The organism is Buttiauxella noackiae (genome assembly GCF_000737905.1).
Lineage (GTDB): Bacteria > Pseudomonadota > Gammaproteobacteria > Enterobacterales > Enterobacteriaceae > Buttiauxella > Buttiauxella noackiae.
In genome coordinates this window covers 391,428-405,433 of the sequence record NZ_JPRU01000002.1, presented here as the reverse complement: position 1 = coordinate 405,433, position 14,006 = coordinate 391,428, and the positions used below count along the sequence as shown (strand labels likewise).

The window sequence follows — 14,006 nt, the reverse complement described above, 5'->3', positions numbered from 1 at the left end:
GAATTGGTAGGGTGGATAAGCGCACGCGCCATCCACCGTTCTCCTGACTAACGTTTGTAGCTGTAATAAACCTCGTTCCAGCGCAGAGAGTCTTTAAACGCAGGCAGGCGGGTGTCGTTATCAATAACGGCCAGTTCGATACCGTGCAGTTCGCTGAACAGGCGCATATCGTCAAGCGTCAGAGACTGGCTGAACACGGTGTGGTGCGCACCCCCTGCCAGGATCCATGCTTCGGATGCGGTAGGCAGATCCGGCTGCGCTTTCCACAGGGCATTCGCCACAGGCAGTTTCGGCAACTGGTGCGGTGCTTCAACGGTATCAACGCAGTTCACCAGCAGACGGAAACGATCGCCAAGATCGATAAGGCTTGCGTTAAGTGCCGGGCCGGTCTGAGTGGAGAAGATCAACCGTGCAGGATCGTCCTTGCCACCGATCCCCAGGTGTTGCACATCGAGAATGGGTTTTTCAGCAAGAGCAATAGATGGGCAAACTTCCAGCATATGGGAACCGAGCACCATGTCGTTGCCGTTTTCAAAGTGATAGGTGTAGTCCTCCATGAAAGAGGTGCCGCCCGCAAGGCCCGTTGACATCACCTTCATGATGCGAAGCAGAGCGGCGGTTTTCCAGTCGCCTTCGCCAGCAAAACCATAGCCTTGCTGCATCAGACGTTGTACTGCCAGGCCAGGAAGTTGTTTCAGGCCGTGCAGGTCTTCAAATGTGGTGGTAAAGGCGCTAAATCCACCTTGTTCCAGGAACTGTTTCATCCCCAGCTCAATGCGTGCAGCATCAATTACGTTTTGGCGTTTGTCGCCATTAATTTGCGCAGCAGCAGTCAGGCGGTAGCTGCTTTCATATTCATCAACCAGCGCATTGACGTCACCGTCGCTAACCGCATTGACGACCTGAACAAGGTCGCCCACAGCGTAAGTGTTTACGGAGAAGCCGAACTTCATCTGCGCGGCAACTTTATCACCGTCAGTCACTGCCACTTCGCGCATGTTATCGCCGAAACGAACAACTTTGAGCTGGCGAGTATCTTGTTTCGACACGGCCTGGCGCATCCAGGAACCAATGCGTTGATGGGCTTGGGGGTCTTGCCAGTGACCGGTCACCACGGTGTGCTGCTGGCGCATACGTGCGCCGATGAAACCGAACTCACGGCCGCCGTGGGCGGTCTGGTTCAGGTTCATAAAGTCCATATCAATGCTGCCCCATGGGATCTGTGCATTGAACTGGGTATGGAACTGCAGCAGTGGCTTGGTCAGAATACTCAGGCCGTTGATCCACATTTTGGCAGGCGAGAAGGTGTGTAACCACACCACCATACCTGCACATTTATCGTCGTAACTGGCATCGCGGCAAATAGCGGTAATTTCATCCGGTGTGGTTCCTAAAGGTTTCAACACCAGCTTGCACGGGAGTTTGGCTTCTTTATTCAGCGCATTTACAACCTGCTCGGCGTGTTGGTTCACCTGACGCAACGTTTCCGCACCGTAGAGATGCTGGCTGCCAATTACAAACCACACTTCATATTGTTCAAAAATGTTCATCGTCATTTCCTTAATGGGTCACAGTGGCCTGGGTTGCGCGAGGGGCTGCAACTGGGGCTGAAGGGAGATAATGTTGTTCCGCGCTAACAGCCCACTGCTGGTAACGGCGATAAAGCTGCTCAAAACGCTCGGCGCGTTGGGTATCGGGTTGCAAGGTACTTTCAATTTGGCTGGCCATAGCGAGTTGAGCACGAGAAATATCCGAGTGAATACCCGCGGCAACAGCGGCAAAAATGGCAGCACCTAATGCACAGCACTGGTCAGAAGCGACAATCTGCAATGGGCGATTGAGTACGTCAGAACAGACCTGCATGATGACGGGCGATTTACGTGCAATACCGCCAAGTGCCATCACGTTAGTGACGGGAATGCCTTGCTCGGTGAAGCATTCCATAATGGCCCGAGCACCAAAGGCGGTAGCGGCAATCAGCCCACCGAACAGCGCTGGTGCGTCTGTTGCCAGGTTCAAATCGGTGATCACACCTTTCAGACGCTGGTTGGCATTCGGGGTGCGACGTCCGTTAAACCAGTCGAGCACCACCGGAAGATGTTCAAGAGATGGGTTTTTCGCCCAGGCTTCCGTCAGTGCTGGCAACAATTGCTTCTTGCTGGCATTGATTTGTTCGCGTAGTGCCGGATGCTGCTGCGCCAATTGTTCCAGCGGCCAGCCAAGCACACGGCCAAACCAGGCGTAGATGTCGCCGAAAGCAGATTGCCCGGCTTCAAGGCCGATAAAATCAGGGACAACACTGCCGTCGACTTGCCCGCAAATGCCTTTCACCGCACGGTCGCCAACAGTAGGTTTATCGGCAATCAAAATGTCGCAAGTGGAGGTGCCAATAACTTTCACCAGCGTATTCGGCTGCGCACCCGCCCCAACGGCACCCATATGGCAGTCAAACGCGCCACCGGAAATCACCACACTTTGTGGCAAATCAAGACGCTCAGCCCATTCGGCGGAAAGGTTGCCCACCGGAATATCGGCAGTCCAGGTTTCAGTAAACATCGGGTAAGCGAGATTTTGGTTAATGACCGGATCTAACTCATCAAAGAAACTGGCCGGAGGCAGACCTCCCCAGCTTTCATGCCACAAGGATTTATGCCCGGCGCTGCAGCGACCACGGCGAATATCCTGTGGTTTAGTGGTGCCGGAAAGCAGTGCCGGGACCCAGTCGCACAATTCAATCCACGACACCGCCGCTTGTGCCACTTTTTGATCGGCGCGGGTAACGTGCAGGATTTTTGCCCAGAACCATTCGCTGGAGTAAATGCCGCCGATATAACGGGAGTAGTCATTTTTCCCAGGCTGATGGCACAAGCGAGTAATTGCTTCGGCTTCTTCAACCGCAGTATGGTCTTTCCACAACACGAACATTGCGTTCGGGTTGTCGGCAAATTCTGGCTTCAGCGCCAGCACATTCCCTTGGGCGTCAATTGGCGCGGGGGTTGAACCGGTGCTGTCAACGCCGATGCCACAAACCCGGGTGCGTTGTTCGGCAGTCAGTTCGGCGAGAACGGTTTTGACCGCTCGTTCCATGGACTCAATATAGTCTCGTGGGTGATGGCGAAACTGGTTATTTGGGGCGTCGCAGTATTGGCCTTCTTGCCAGCGCGGATACCATTCCACACTGGTCGCAAGCTCTGCACCGTTTTCACAATCAACGGCTAAAGCGCGAACGGAATCACTACCAAAATCGAGGCCCAGCGCAATCGACATTTTTAAACTCCCTGACCTGTTATCTATGGAAATGACATTAGTTTTTATGCAGAAAAACAGTCAGGTCGTATTCGCTGTAGTTATGGAGAAATGTGCTGTGCCTTTGAGAAGTGTGACGCCCCGCAAATAATCGATGTGGATATTTCTGCTACTTTTATAAACAGTTTGGTTATCTTCTTAAAACCCCATAATTGTCAGGTAAAAAGCATAGGTGCAGGTAAATTGCGGCTTTATGATGAGAATCGGACGGTTTACGGTTCAGATAGTGTTGCCCTGGCAAGGAATAGCACGGATATGGACAAATTGTTTCTACACCCTTCTTGAATAGCGAGCTTGTAGATGGCTGAAATGCAAAATGACCCTCTTTTGCCGGGGTACTCTTTTAATGCCCATTTAGTTGCGGGATTAACGCCGATTGAAGCCGATGGGCCGCTGGATTTCTTCATCGACCGCCCATTAGGAATGAAAGGTTACATTCTGAATTTAACGGTGAAGGGTGAAGGTGTTATCAATAATCAGGGCAAAAACTACGTTTGCCGACCAGGCGATATTCTTCTGTTCCCGCCGGGTGAGGTGCATCATTATGGCCGTGCTCCAGACAGCAAAGAGTGGTATCACCAGTGGGTGTACTTCCGTCCACGTGCATACTGGCAGGAGTGGTTAAACTGGGATCCTATCTTTGCGCATACCGGGTTTTTCCGGCCGGATGATGCGCATCAGCAGAATTTTTCGCAGTTGTTTGGCCAGATTATCGAAGCCGGTCAGGCGGAAGGGCGCTACGCCGAACTACTGGCGATTAACCTATTAGAGCAGCTGTTGTTGAGGCGCATGGAAGTGCTGAGCGCATCGCTCAATCCACCGCTTGATAATCGCGTTCGTGATGCCTGCCAGTACATCAGCGACCATCTGGCCGATAACCATTTTGATATTGCAGGTGTGGCGCAGCATGTCTGCTTATCGCCTTCACGTCTGTCGCATCTGTTCCGCCAGCAGCTTGGTGTCAGCGTTTTAAGCTGGCGCGAAGACCAGCGTATCTTGCAGGCCAAACTATTGCTGAGTACTACGCGTATGCCGATTGCTAGCGTCGGTCGCAATGTCGGGTTTGAAGACCAGCTCTATTTCTCGCGAGTTTTCAAGAAGTGCACCGGAGCAAGTCCGAGTGAGTTTCGTGCAGGTTGCGAATAACCGCTATCCTTACTGGATGCCCTTATGTATGTCGGATGACGCTACGCTTATCCGACATACGGCTGAATGGGTTTTGTAGGTAGCCTACATAATCATACAAATCATGGCTTGACGCTTGAATCCACACTCTGGAGAATCGCCCACTCGTTTCTCGACGGACGCTTTATGGAAGCTTTGCTGGAACACTTTATTACTCAGTCAGTGGCGTACTCGCTTTTTGCAGTGATGCTGGTGGCTTTTCTGGAATCTCTGGCGCTGGTGGGACTTATCCTGCCAGGCACGGTAATGATGGCGGGGCTTGGTGCGCTGATTGGTGGCGGTCAGGTCGGGTTCTATCATGCCTGGGCTGCGGGGATTATCGGTTGTTTGCTGGGCGACTGGATTTCGTTCTGGCTAGGAGGCCGCTTTAAAGGGCCGCTGCATCGCTGGTCGTTTATGAAAAAGAACAAAGCGCTGCTGGATAAAACCGAGCATGCGCTGCATCAGCACAGCATGTTTACCATCCTGGTTGGCCGTTTTGTTGGCCCGACACGACCGCTGGTGCCGATGGTTGCAGGCATGCTTGATCTCCCGGTTTCTAAATTTATCGTCCCGAACATTATTGGCTGCATTTTCTGGCCACCAATCTATTTCTTACCGGGGATTCTGGCGGGTGCCGCGATTGATATTCCTGCGGATATGCAAAGCAGCAGCTTTAAATGGCTCTTGCTGCTGGTGGCTCTGGGGCTGTGGCTGGCGGGGTGGTTGTGTTGGCGCTGGTGGCGCAGCGGTAAAGCAGGTACCGATCGTTTAACTCAGTACCTGCCACGATCTCGTTTGCATTGGTTAGCCCCAACAATGGCCGTGCTGGCGGTGGGGAGCTTTGTTGCCATTCAGATGCACCCAATGATGCCGATTTACCGCAGTATTCTTTGGAAAGTGCTCACTGGGCACCACTAATACCTAACAGCGCTGATGCGCTAGCTTCTCCGCTCAATAAGGTTGCCGTGTCGCCATCCCAGGCGATACGGCCATCGACCACCACAAGACTTCTTTCAGCGATTCGCGCTGCATCTTCAATACTGTGTGACACCATCAATAGCGTCAGCTGTTGTTGGCGACATAAATTATCAAGCAGTTGCAGCATCTCCTGGCGCAGTGCCGGGTCGAGTGCTGAAAATGGCTCATCGAGCAGCAAAATCGGTTGTTCGCGCACCAGGCAGCGGGCAAGGGCGACACGCTGGCGCTGGCCACCGGAAAGCTGCGACGGCAGCCTGTCGAGTAAATCGCTTATCGCCATTTGGTTGGCAATCGTGGCCAGGCGTTCGAGCTGTGCGGCATTAAGCTTCAGGCCAGGATTTAACCCGAGGCCAATGTTCTGACGCACAGTCAGGTGGTTGAATAGATTATTCTCCTGGAACAGCATCGACACCGGGCGCTGTGCTGGCGCAGTCGCCGTATGGTCATTGCCATTTAGCATGATTTGCCCGCTGGCAGGCGTCAGAAAACCGGCAATCAAACTGAGCAGCGTACTTTTCCCCGCTCCGCTAGGCCCCAACACCGCAACGCGTTCTCCAGCATTGATCTGCATCGAAAAGCGCATCGGTAAATGGTGATAGAGCCAGGTTACATCAGTCAGCGTTAGCATTCCCTTCATCCTTCAAGTTACAGGTGCGTTGGCTGCCTTCTTTCATCCTGGTCACCCTGGTCACATAGTTTTCTCTGCTCCCAGGCTTCATTCACTTACCGCCTTCCTGCAACCCGAATGATTTTGGGAAGAGCGCCCCGGAAGTTTTTCAATCAATGTGAATAAAGCAAAGCACAATATCAGCAGGATAAGCGCGGTAACAGCGCCATCCTGGCTGCGATATGAACCAATTTGTTGATAGAGATAGAACGGCAGCGTACGGAAATCTTCATTACCAAACAGCGCCACTACGCCAAAATCACCAATCGACAGCACGCAGGCAAATGCCAGGGCTTGCGCCAGTGGGCGTTTCAGGGCGCGCAACTCGATATAACGCAGGCGGTTTAAGCCGTTGATATTCAGCGACTGGCACAGTTTGTTGTAGCGTTCCGCGACGTCCAGCATCGGGTTTTCCAGCACTTTTAGCGCGTAAGGGATCGCCATCAGCGCATTGGTGAAAATCACAATCCCATCGGCTGATTGTGGCAAACCCATGCTGTTATTGAGCAGCAGGAAAAAGCCGGTTGCCAGCACTATGCCCGGCATTGCGAGGATTAGCATGCCGCTGAGTTCCAGCGCCTGTCCTGCGAATGCACGATTGCGCAGGCGCAATTCCCGCGAACTCCACAGCAGCATTACCGTGATGACTACACTTATCAATCCCGCGCCAACAGCAATTCTTAATGAGGTGAACAGTGCCTGCCAGAGAATCGGCTGCGACAATACCGTGTTAAAACCACTATTGATGCCATCAATGATTACCGCCAAAAGTGGCGGTAATAACAGCAGCAATGCGAGTGAAATTAACAGCCCGTCACACAGTTTGCGGCGCAGGTTATCTTGCGGATCGCGCCAGCCCTCCATCTGGCTGATACCAACGGGAATCGCTTTGCTCAGCCGTTGGCTCATTAGCACCAGGCCTAAACAGCAAACCATTTGCACTAATGCGAGCAATGCCGCACGAGCGGGATCGTAGTCGTAACTGAGCGCCTGGAAAATAGCCAGTTCAATGGTGGTTGCATGGGGCCCACCGCCTAGTGAAAGCACCGTGGCAAAACTTGCGAAGCAGAGCATGAAAATCAGTGCGGCGGCAGGAAGGATCTGGCGGCGTAACCACGGCCACTCTACAAAACGAAAGAAGTTCCAACCCTGCATTCCCAACTGCGCGGCGACCTGTCGTTGTTCGCTGGGGATATTTTCCAGTGCCTGAAGAAGCAGGCGTGTCGCCATCGGCATATTGAAAAAAACGTGGGCCAGCAAAATGCCTTTCAGTCCGTAGGGCGAAAATGCCCACTCGATTCCCAGCCAGGCGCAAAATGAGGCCAGCCAGCCTTCGCGACCATACACCGTCAGAATCCCGAACACTGCCACCAACACTGGCAAAACCAGCGTCATGGCGCACAAACGCAACAGCGCGAGCCGCCCTGGGAAATGGCGTCGATAAAGTGCCCGGGCAAGAAAAATGGCTGGTAACACGGAAAGGGCGGCTGAGAGAAACGCTTGCCAGAAGGAAAAGCGCAGTACGTGCCACAAATAACTATCCTGCACCAAAGCGCGGATATCGGTTTGCGGGGCGTTAAACCACAATGCCAGAAAAGCAGCCAGGGCTACGGTGACCACGAGAGTGGCGGCGCATAGCCCTGGAATCAGCCAGCCTGGGATCAGCGGCTGACGGAGCGTTGCCATTCACTAATCCAGCTGGCGCGATGGGAAGAGACGTCTTGCGGGCTAAATTCCAGCGTGGTCTGCGGTTTGACAAGGCTATTAAAGCCTTCTGGTAATTTCACGTCTGTGACCGGGTACATCCAGTTGCCGGTTGGGATCGTGTTCTGGAACTCAGGCGTGGTAAAGAACTTCATGAATTTCGCTGCCAGCTCTGGCTGCTTGCTTGAAGCCAGGCGACCCGCCACTTCCACCTGCAAATAGTGCCCTTCGCTGAAATTGGCTGCCGCGTAGTTATCTTTTTTCTCTTCAATGATGTGATACGCCGGAGAGGTGGTGTAGCTCATCACCAGGTCGCCTTCGCCTTTCAGGAACAGTCCGTAAGCTTCAGACCAGCCTTTAGTGACGGTGACGGTTTTCTTCGCCAGTTTCGCCCAGGCTTCAGGCGTTTTGTCGCCGTAAACTTTCTGCATCCATAACAGCAGACCTAAACCCGGCGTACTGGTGCGCGGATCCTGGTAAATTACCTTCCATTGTTGGTCGCTTTCGACCAACTCTTTCAGGCTTTTTGGCGGATTTTTGAGTTTGTTTTTGTCATACACAAAGGCGAAATAACCGTAGTCGAACGGCACGAAGGTGCTGTTATTCCAGCCGCCTGGGATTTTTAGTGAACCGGTGTCGACGTTGCTCGGGGCGAACAGTTTGGTTTGTGCAGCCGCTTCCAGCAGGTTGTTATCAAGCCCCAGAACTACATCGGCTTTGCTGTTTTTACCTTCCATGCGCAGACGGTTAAGCAGTGAAACGCCATCTTCGAGGGCAACAAATTTAAGCTCGCAATTGCAGTCAGCTTCAAAGGCCTTTTTCACCGCAGGGCCAGGACCCCAATCGGCAGCAAAAGAGTCGTAGGTGTAAACAGTCAGCAGGGGTTTTGCAAAAACAGGGGCTGCGATGAGTGCCAGTAACGGCAGGAATTTTTTGAACACTTTGCACCTCTTGGAATTAGGGGTGGCAAAGGACTTTGAGAATTGAGCCTCAAATCCCTTCGCCGGCGTTATCCGGATCAGGTTCGACGGGTATTATCTCAGCCAGACTTTCGTCTTAGCACCCCGTTGAGAACGCGTGCATTGTAATGATTTTGTGAATCTTACGAAAGCTCTTTACCCGTATTCACGGATTGGGGCTCCGGCGGCGCAAACCATGCCGATTTAAAGTCAAACCAACCCAATGTGTTCATGCGTACACCGCGCATACTGCGCTGCCCTTCAATACGCAGCCAGTGGTGGATTAACGGCAAAATATCATTGTTTTCAACTCGTTTTTGGCACCATTCAGGCAGCGAAAGCTCGCCGTTATGCCATTTGCGGGTATCGGTTTCCCAGTCATTTGCGATGCATTTTTGAATCAACGGCACTTCATAAAGATGAGAATAGAGGGAAAACTCCAGCGGCAGGGTGAAGTTCGCGCTGTTAAGCCAGATATCGCTTTCAGCATTGCCCTGATGCCACTCCTCATAGCTAACCTCCTGCACCACAAGCTTAACCCCTACGCGAGCCAGCAATTCCTCCATGACTTTACTGATAACTCTGTGTTCGACGTGATCGCGATAAAACGTCAGCGTTACAGATTCCAGACCAGCAGGTTTTTCAAGCACCGGTTGTGGACGTGCGTGGTGCCAGCGCGGCAATAACCCATACGCCGGGAACCAGTACTGCTGGTTTTGAGCTCCCGCGCTATAAAGCAGATGGATGGGGGCCAACACATGGCTTAGCCAGCGGCGAACTTCGTCATTACTGCCAGATTCGGAGCGTCTATCAAACAAAATGTAATAGCAGCCTTCTTCCAGGCGGCTTTCTACGGCTTTTTCACTATCAGGCATGCCCGACAGTTGCACTGCGCAACTGACATCTTCACCGATCTCCGGCAATACCCAGAAATTTACCTCGTCAATGAGTGCGCGATAGCCGAAGTAATCATCGTAAGCCTGAATCTTCAGTTGGTTAGTATTGTTGCGCACGACAGAGTACGGCCCAGTACCGACTGGCTGGCGGGAAAAATTGCTCAGGGTTTGCCATTCACGCGGCAGAATCATGGCATTGACGCTACCCAGCAGCCACGGCAACCAGTTGTCCGGTTGCGAAAGCATGATATCCAGCGTCCATGCAGTTGGAGAGGTAATTTGCGTAATATGTGAATACAGCGGCAAGCTATTAATGCGTTGCAGGGACGTCATTACATCCAGCATATCCAGCTCACGTCCATGGTGGAAATGAACGCCGGGGCGCAGATAAAAACGCCAATGTAATGGGGAAATTTGCTGCCAGTGATGGGCAATATCTGCTTCCAGTTCCCCATTTTCCTCATTTATACGGATTAATCCGCTGAAAATTTGCCGGGCAATATGGGTTTCTGAACGACGTAAAGCCGAGCCTGGTAATAGATTTAACAGTGGGCGGTAATAGAGAACGCGCAGGATATGCCGCCCCTGACGAAAGCTACGGCCAAGATGCGAAATCAACATTTGGCGTACAGCGGCTTTATCACCAACGATCTGCACCAGTTGATCAATTCTGTCTTGCTCAAGAAGATCTTCAGCCCGCTGTTGTTGCAGTGCAAGGCCGGTATACAGGAATTCCAGCTGTGAACGCTTGCCGCGCCCGACCTCTGCTTTCCAACTGAGCCAGCCTTTTTCCTGCATTGCACTCAGTAGCGTACGCATATGGCGACGGGAGCAATTCAGCAGATCTGCCAGCTCATTAAGCGTGGTTTCCTGCGGCTTACCTTCAAAGTATTGCCATAAACGTATGAACTGTTGTTGTAGACGACCGCTGGACATAAAAGAGGAACTCCCGTCAGAAACTCATCAATTTAACTCTCCTCATATTACGCCAATAATTAACAACGTTGAAACGAGGAAGTGGAGATGTATATGAAACGGTCGCCAGTTATTAAGTTCTATCAACAGTATTTTACCGCAACCCAAAGTGTTTCCGCTGGATGGCTGGCTCGCCTGACAGCATCGCAACGTCTAAGGATGCTTGAGGACTTAATGCAGTGGGAGGTGACAACTTCCGTGACCGTGAAGCACTGACTCGTTGATACATGTGTGACTGAGAATTGGTGAATTTCACCTGGCCAGCAGATTGTTCCTGCTGGCTTTTTTATGCCCGTCATTAAGGTATAGTTTACGTTTTGCACACCCAGTGAGCGCTCGAACAAAAGGAATTTCTGCATGATTTGGTTTCTGACCAAAGGACGCCGCCTCAATCCGGTATATGCCGCATTTATGATTGTGGCTTTCATGATGGGGATTGCGGGGGCACTCCAGGCGCCCACTCTTAGCCTGTTTTTAAGTCGCGAAGTAGAGGTGCGCCCATTCTGGGTCGGTCTGTTTTATACCGTCAATGCGATAGCCGGGATTCTCGTCAGCCTGGCACTGGCGAAGCGTTCAGATAATCAGGGCGATCGCCGCAAACTGATTATGGTTTGTTGCATGATGGCAGTAGCAAACTGTGTGCTTTTTGCTTTTAACCGTCATTACCTGACGTTAATCACTGTTGGCGTCATGTTCGCGTCTATTGCTAATACCGCCATGCCGCAAATTTTCGCGCTTGCCCGTGAGTATGCAGATAACTCAGCGCGTGAAGTGGTGATGTTCAGCTCGATCATGCGTGCGCAGCTCTCGCTTGCCTGGGTTATTGGCCCGCCATTGTCGTTTATGCTCGCGTTAAATTACGGCTTTACCACCATGTTTCTTATCGCGGCCGGGATTTTTGTTATCTCGCTTGCGCTAATTTTCTTCGCACTTCCTTCCGTCGCAAGAATTGAGCAGCCCGCTGATGTGGCGCTTACCCAGGTCAGTGGCTGGAAAGACAAAAACGTCCGTATGCTGTTTATCGCCTCGATGCTGATGTGGACCTGCAACACCATGTATATCATCGACATGCCGTTGTGGGTCAGCAGTGATTTAGGGCTGCCCGAATCGTTGGCGGGGCTTCTGATGGGAACGGCTGCGGGTCTTGAGATCCCGGCAATGATTCTTGCGGGCTATTACGTGAAGCGTTTTGGCAAGCGGCGCATGATGGTGATTGCTGTGGCGGCTGGCGTGTTGTTCTACGTCGGCTTAATTCTATTCCATAGCCGCACGGCGCTGCTATTGCTCCAGCTCTTTAACGCGGTGTTTATTGGTATTGTCGCCGGTATTGGAATGTTGTGGTTCCAGGATTTAATGCCGGGTAGGCCGGGGTCTGCAACCACATTATTCACCAATAGTATCTCGACGGGTGTGATTCTGGCAGGGGTTTTACAGGGGGCGCTGGCGGAGAGTTTTGGGCACCATTCGGTGTACTGGCTGATTGCCGGGCTGTCGGTACTGGCGTTGATTTTGACGAGCCGGGTGAAGAATATTTAAGCCGAAATTATGTCGGATGACGCTACGCTTATCCAACCTACAACTGCACTTAGTAGGGCGGATAAGCGTAGCGTCATCCGCCAAATAACTTCTGATTATTCAGCTAAAAACAGTTCCAACAGCGAATTCAAAAACAGCTTCCCATGCTCGGTAATCTGCCAATAATCCTCTGTTTCAACCAAATAATCTTTAGCAATTGCCTCGTCTAACTGCGCACGAATCACCGACTCATCAAGCCCGGTATACAGGATAAATTCTTTACGCGGCGCGGCTTCCAGCAGACGGAAACGGTTCATAAAGAACTCGAACGGTTTGTCGCCTTGCTCCACATCGTGCTGCTTGTCGAGGTATTTACCTTCCATATAACCACGCGGATGGCGGGTTTTAGCGGTACGCAAAATACGGCCATCTGGGAATGTCACTTTGCCGTGCGCGCCGCAGCCAATCCCCAGGTAATCACCAAAGCGCCAGTAGTTCAGGTTGTGCTGGCACTGGTAACCCGGTTTTGCATAGGCAGAGGTTTCATATTGCTGGTAACCCGCAGCGGTCAGCAGCTTGTCGCCTTGCTCGAAAATATCCCACAACGCGTCGTCATCCGGCAATTTTGGCGGGCGTGAGCTAAACAGCGTGTTTGGCTCAATCGTCAGCTGATACCAGGAAAGATGCGGAGGGCTGAGCTCAATAGCCTGGCGCAAATCGTCGAGCGCTTCTTCCAAAGTTTGATCCGGCAGGCCGTGCATCAAATCCAGGTTAAAGCTGCGCAAGCCAAGCCCGCTTGCGAGGTGTGCTGCACGTTTCGCTTCACCTGAATCGTGGATACGCCCCAGACGCTTCAATTTTGGTTCGCTAAAACTCTGCACGCCGATAGAAATGCGGTTCACACCCGCACGTTGATAGCTCACGAATCGGTCTGCTTCTACCGTTCCTGGGTTGGCTTCCATTGTGATTTCCGCATCAGCTGCCAACGGCAGGCGAGCACGCACACCGTCGAGCAGATTTTGCATCGCCTCACCTGAAAGCAGGCTCGGCGTACCGCCACCAATAAAGATGGTCTTTATTTCACGTCCTTGTGCCATTGGCGCGTCGTTATCCAGATCGCGCAACAGATGGGCGACATACTCGTCGTGCGGTACGTCGCCTTTGAGTGCATGAGAGTTGAAGTCACAGTAGGGGCACTTCTGTACGCACCACGGGATGTGAATATAGAGACTCAGAGGTGGCAAATTAGCCATTTTTCATTGCTTCCAGTAACAGTTTTAGCGCTTGCCCACGGTGGGAAATCGCACGTTTTTCATCGCGAGTCAGTTCAGCGGCAGTTTTGCCTTCACTCGGGACAAAGAAAATGGGGTCGTAGCCAAAGCCACCCTGGCCTGCGGCTTCGCGGGTAATTTGACCTTCCCAGCTACCGTGACACACGAGTGGCGTGGGATCTTCTGCATGGCGCATATACACCAGCACGCAGTGGAAACGTGCTTTGCGTTGCTCGTCCGGCACATCTTTCAGTGTAGCGAGTAACTTTTCCAGGTTCTGTTGATCTGAGGCATCAACACCGGCATAGCGTGCGGAGTAAATCCCCGGTGCGCCGCCGAGTACATCAACAGCCAGACCAGAGTCATCGGCAATAGCAGGCAGGCCAGTAACTTGTGATGCATGGCGTGCTTTCAGAATGGCATTCTCGATAAATGTCAGGCCAGTTTCTTCAGCAGACTCAACACCCAGTTCAGTTTGTGCCACAACATCCAGACCAAAATCGGCCAGTAAATCAGCGAGTTCACGCACTTTGCCGGCATTGCCGGTCGCGAGGACAACTTTTTGCAT

Annotated in this window: 12 protein-coding genes and 1 riboswitch; of the genes, 4 read left to right on the top strand and 8 right to left on the bottom strand. The window is 52.2% G+C overall.

Annotated features, from left to right (window positions below; genetic code table 11):
• Nucleotides 1-47: 47 nt before the first annotated feature.
• Both araA and araB read right to left on the bottom strand, forming a co-directional pair.
• Entirely contained in the window at nt 48-1,550 is a 1,503-nt protein-coding gene (gene araA, locus IX31_RS10275) for an L-arabinose isomerase (protein ID WP_034457823.1), read from the bottom strand.
• Nucleotides 1,551-1,560: 10 nt separating this feature from the next.
• A complete protein-coding gene (araB, locus tag IX31_RS10270; RefSeq protein WP_034457821.1) occupies nt 1,561-3,267 on the bottom strand; it encodes a ribulokinase in 1,707 nt (568 codons plus the stop codon).
• 339 nt (nt 3,268-3,606) lie between these two features.
• Here araB and araC point away from each other — a divergent pair, with 339 nt between their 5' ends.
• Nucleotides 3,607-4,452, top strand: coding sequence for an arabinose operon transcriptional regulator AraC (gene araC, locus IX31_RS10260; RefSeq protein ID WP_034457817.1), 846 nt, complete (start codon nt 3,607-3,609; stop codon nt 4,450-4,452).
• 165 nt (nt 4,453-4,617) lie between these two features.
• On the top strand, nt 4,618-5,391 hold the full coding sequence (locus tag IX31_RS10255; RefSeq protein ID WP_034457815.1) for a DedA family protein: 774 nt from the start codon (nt 4,618-4,620) through the stop codon (nt 5,389-5,391).
• Here the strand turns inward: IX31_RS10255 and thiQ are convergent.
• The 4 genes from thiQ to sgrR form a co-directional block, all read right to left on the bottom strand.
• Entirely contained in the window at nt 5,375-6,079 is a 705-nt protein-coding gene (thiQ, locus tag IX31_RS10250; protein WP_034457814.1) for a thiamine ABC transporter ATP-binding protein ThiQ, read from the bottom strand. The genes IX31_RS10255 and thiQ overlap by 17 nt on opposite strands.
• Before the next feature lie 87 nt (nt 6,080-6,166).
• Nucleotides 6,167-7,804: a thiamine/thiamine pyrophosphate ABC transporter permease ThiP gene (gene thiP, locus IX31_RS10245; protein WP_034457812.1), complete on the bottom strand. Its 1,638-nt coding sequence runs from the start codon at nt 7,802-7,804 to the stop codon at nt 6,167-6,169.
• Nucleotides 7,780-8,763 carry a thiamine ABC transporter substrate binding subunit gene (gene thiB, locus IX31_RS10240; RefSeq protein WP_034457809.1) on the bottom strand — a complete coding sequence of 328 codons (984 nt, stop codon included), beginning with the start codon at nt 8,761-8,763 and terminating at the stop codon, nt 7,780-7,782. The genes thiP and thiB overlap by 25 nt, the downstream gene beginning before the upstream one ends.
• A gap of 36 nt (nt 8,764-8,799) precedes the next feature.
• Nucleotides 8,800-8,899: riboswitch (TPP riboswitch) on the bottom strand.
• 25 nt (nt 8,900-8,924) lie between these two features.
• Nucleotides 8,925-10,613 carry an HTH-type transcriptional regulator SgrR gene (gene sgrR, locus IX31_RS10235; protein ID WP_034457807.1) on the bottom strand — a complete coding sequence of 563 codons (1,689 nt, stop codon included), beginning with the start codon at nt 10,611-10,613 and terminating at the stop codon, nt 8,925-8,927.
• Nucleotides 10,614-10,706: 93 nt separating this feature from the next.
• On the opposite strand from sgrR, the gene sgrT reads away from it, so the two are divergent.
• Together sgrT and IX31_RS10230 are read left to right on the top strand one after the other, a co-directional pair.
• Entirely contained in the window at nt 10,707-10,868 is a 162-nt protein-coding gene (gene sgrT / locus IX31_RS22325; RefSeq protein ID WP_072009465.1) for a glucose uptake inhibitor SgrT, read from the top strand.
• Between the two features lie 141 nt (nt 10,869-11,009).
• Complete coding sequence (locus tag IX31_RS10230) at nt 11,010-12,188, top strand: sugar efflux transporter (RefSeq protein WP_034457805.1); 1,179 nt, start codon at nt 11,010-11,012, stop codon at nt 12,186-12,188.
• Nucleotides 12,189-12,283: 95 nt separating this feature from the next.
• Here the strand turns inward: IX31_RS10230 and hemW are convergent, their stop codons facing one another.
• Nucleotides 12,284-13,420, bottom strand: a complete 1,137-nt coding sequence (hemW, locus tag IX31_RS10225) for a radical SAM family heme chaperone HemW (protein WP_034457802.1) — start codon at nt 13,418-13,420, stop codon at nt 12,284-12,286.
• A complete protein-coding gene (locus tag IX31_RS10220) occupies nt 13,413-14,006 on the bottom strand; it encodes an XTP/dITP diphosphatase (protein WP_034457800.1) in 594 nt (197 codons plus the stop codon). The genes hemW and IX31_RS10220 overlap by 8 nt, the downstream gene beginning before the upstream one ends.

Coding starts and splice junctions, on each gene's coding strand:
- araA (WP_034457823.1), bottom strand. CDS start 1,550: ATGAACATTTTTGAACAATATGAAGTGTGGTTTGTAATTGGCAGCCAG.
- araB (WP_034457821.1), bottom strand. CDS start 3,267: ATGTCGATTGCGCTGGGCCTCGATTTTGGTAGTGATTCCGTTCGCGCT.
- araC (WP_034457817.1), top strand. CDS start 3,607: ATGGCTGAAATGCAAAATGACCCTCTTTTGCCGGGGTACTCTTTTAAT.
- IX31_RS10255 (WP_034457815.1), top strand. CDS start 4,618: ATGGAAGCTTTGCTGGAACACTTTATTACTCAGTCAGTGGCGTACTCG.
- thiQ (WP_034457814.1), bottom strand. CDS start 6,079: ATGCTAACGCTGACTGATGTAACCTGGCTCTATCACCATTTACCGATG.
- thiP (WP_034457812.1), bottom strand. CDS start 7,804: ATGGCAACGCTCCGTCAGCCGCTGATCCCAGGCTGGCTGATTCCAGGG.
- sgrR (WP_034457807.1), bottom strand. CDS start 10,613: ATGTCCAGCGGTCGTCTACAACAACAGTTCATACGTTTATGGCAATAC.
- sgrT (WP_072009465.1), top strand. CDS start 10,707: ATGAAACGGTCGCCAGTTATTAAGTTCTATCAACAGTATTTTACCGCA.
- IX31_RS10230 (WP_034457805.1), top strand. CDS start 11,010: ATGATTTGGTTTCTGACCAAAGGACGCCGCCTCAATCCGGTATATGCC.
- hemW (WP_034457802.1), bottom strand. CDS start 13,420: ATGGCTAATTTGCCACCTCTGAGTCTCTATATTCACATCCCGTGGTGC.
- IX31_RS10220 (WP_034457800.1), bottom strand. CDS start 14,006: ATGCAAAAAGTTGTCCTCGCGACCGGCAATGCCGGCAAAGTGCGTGAA.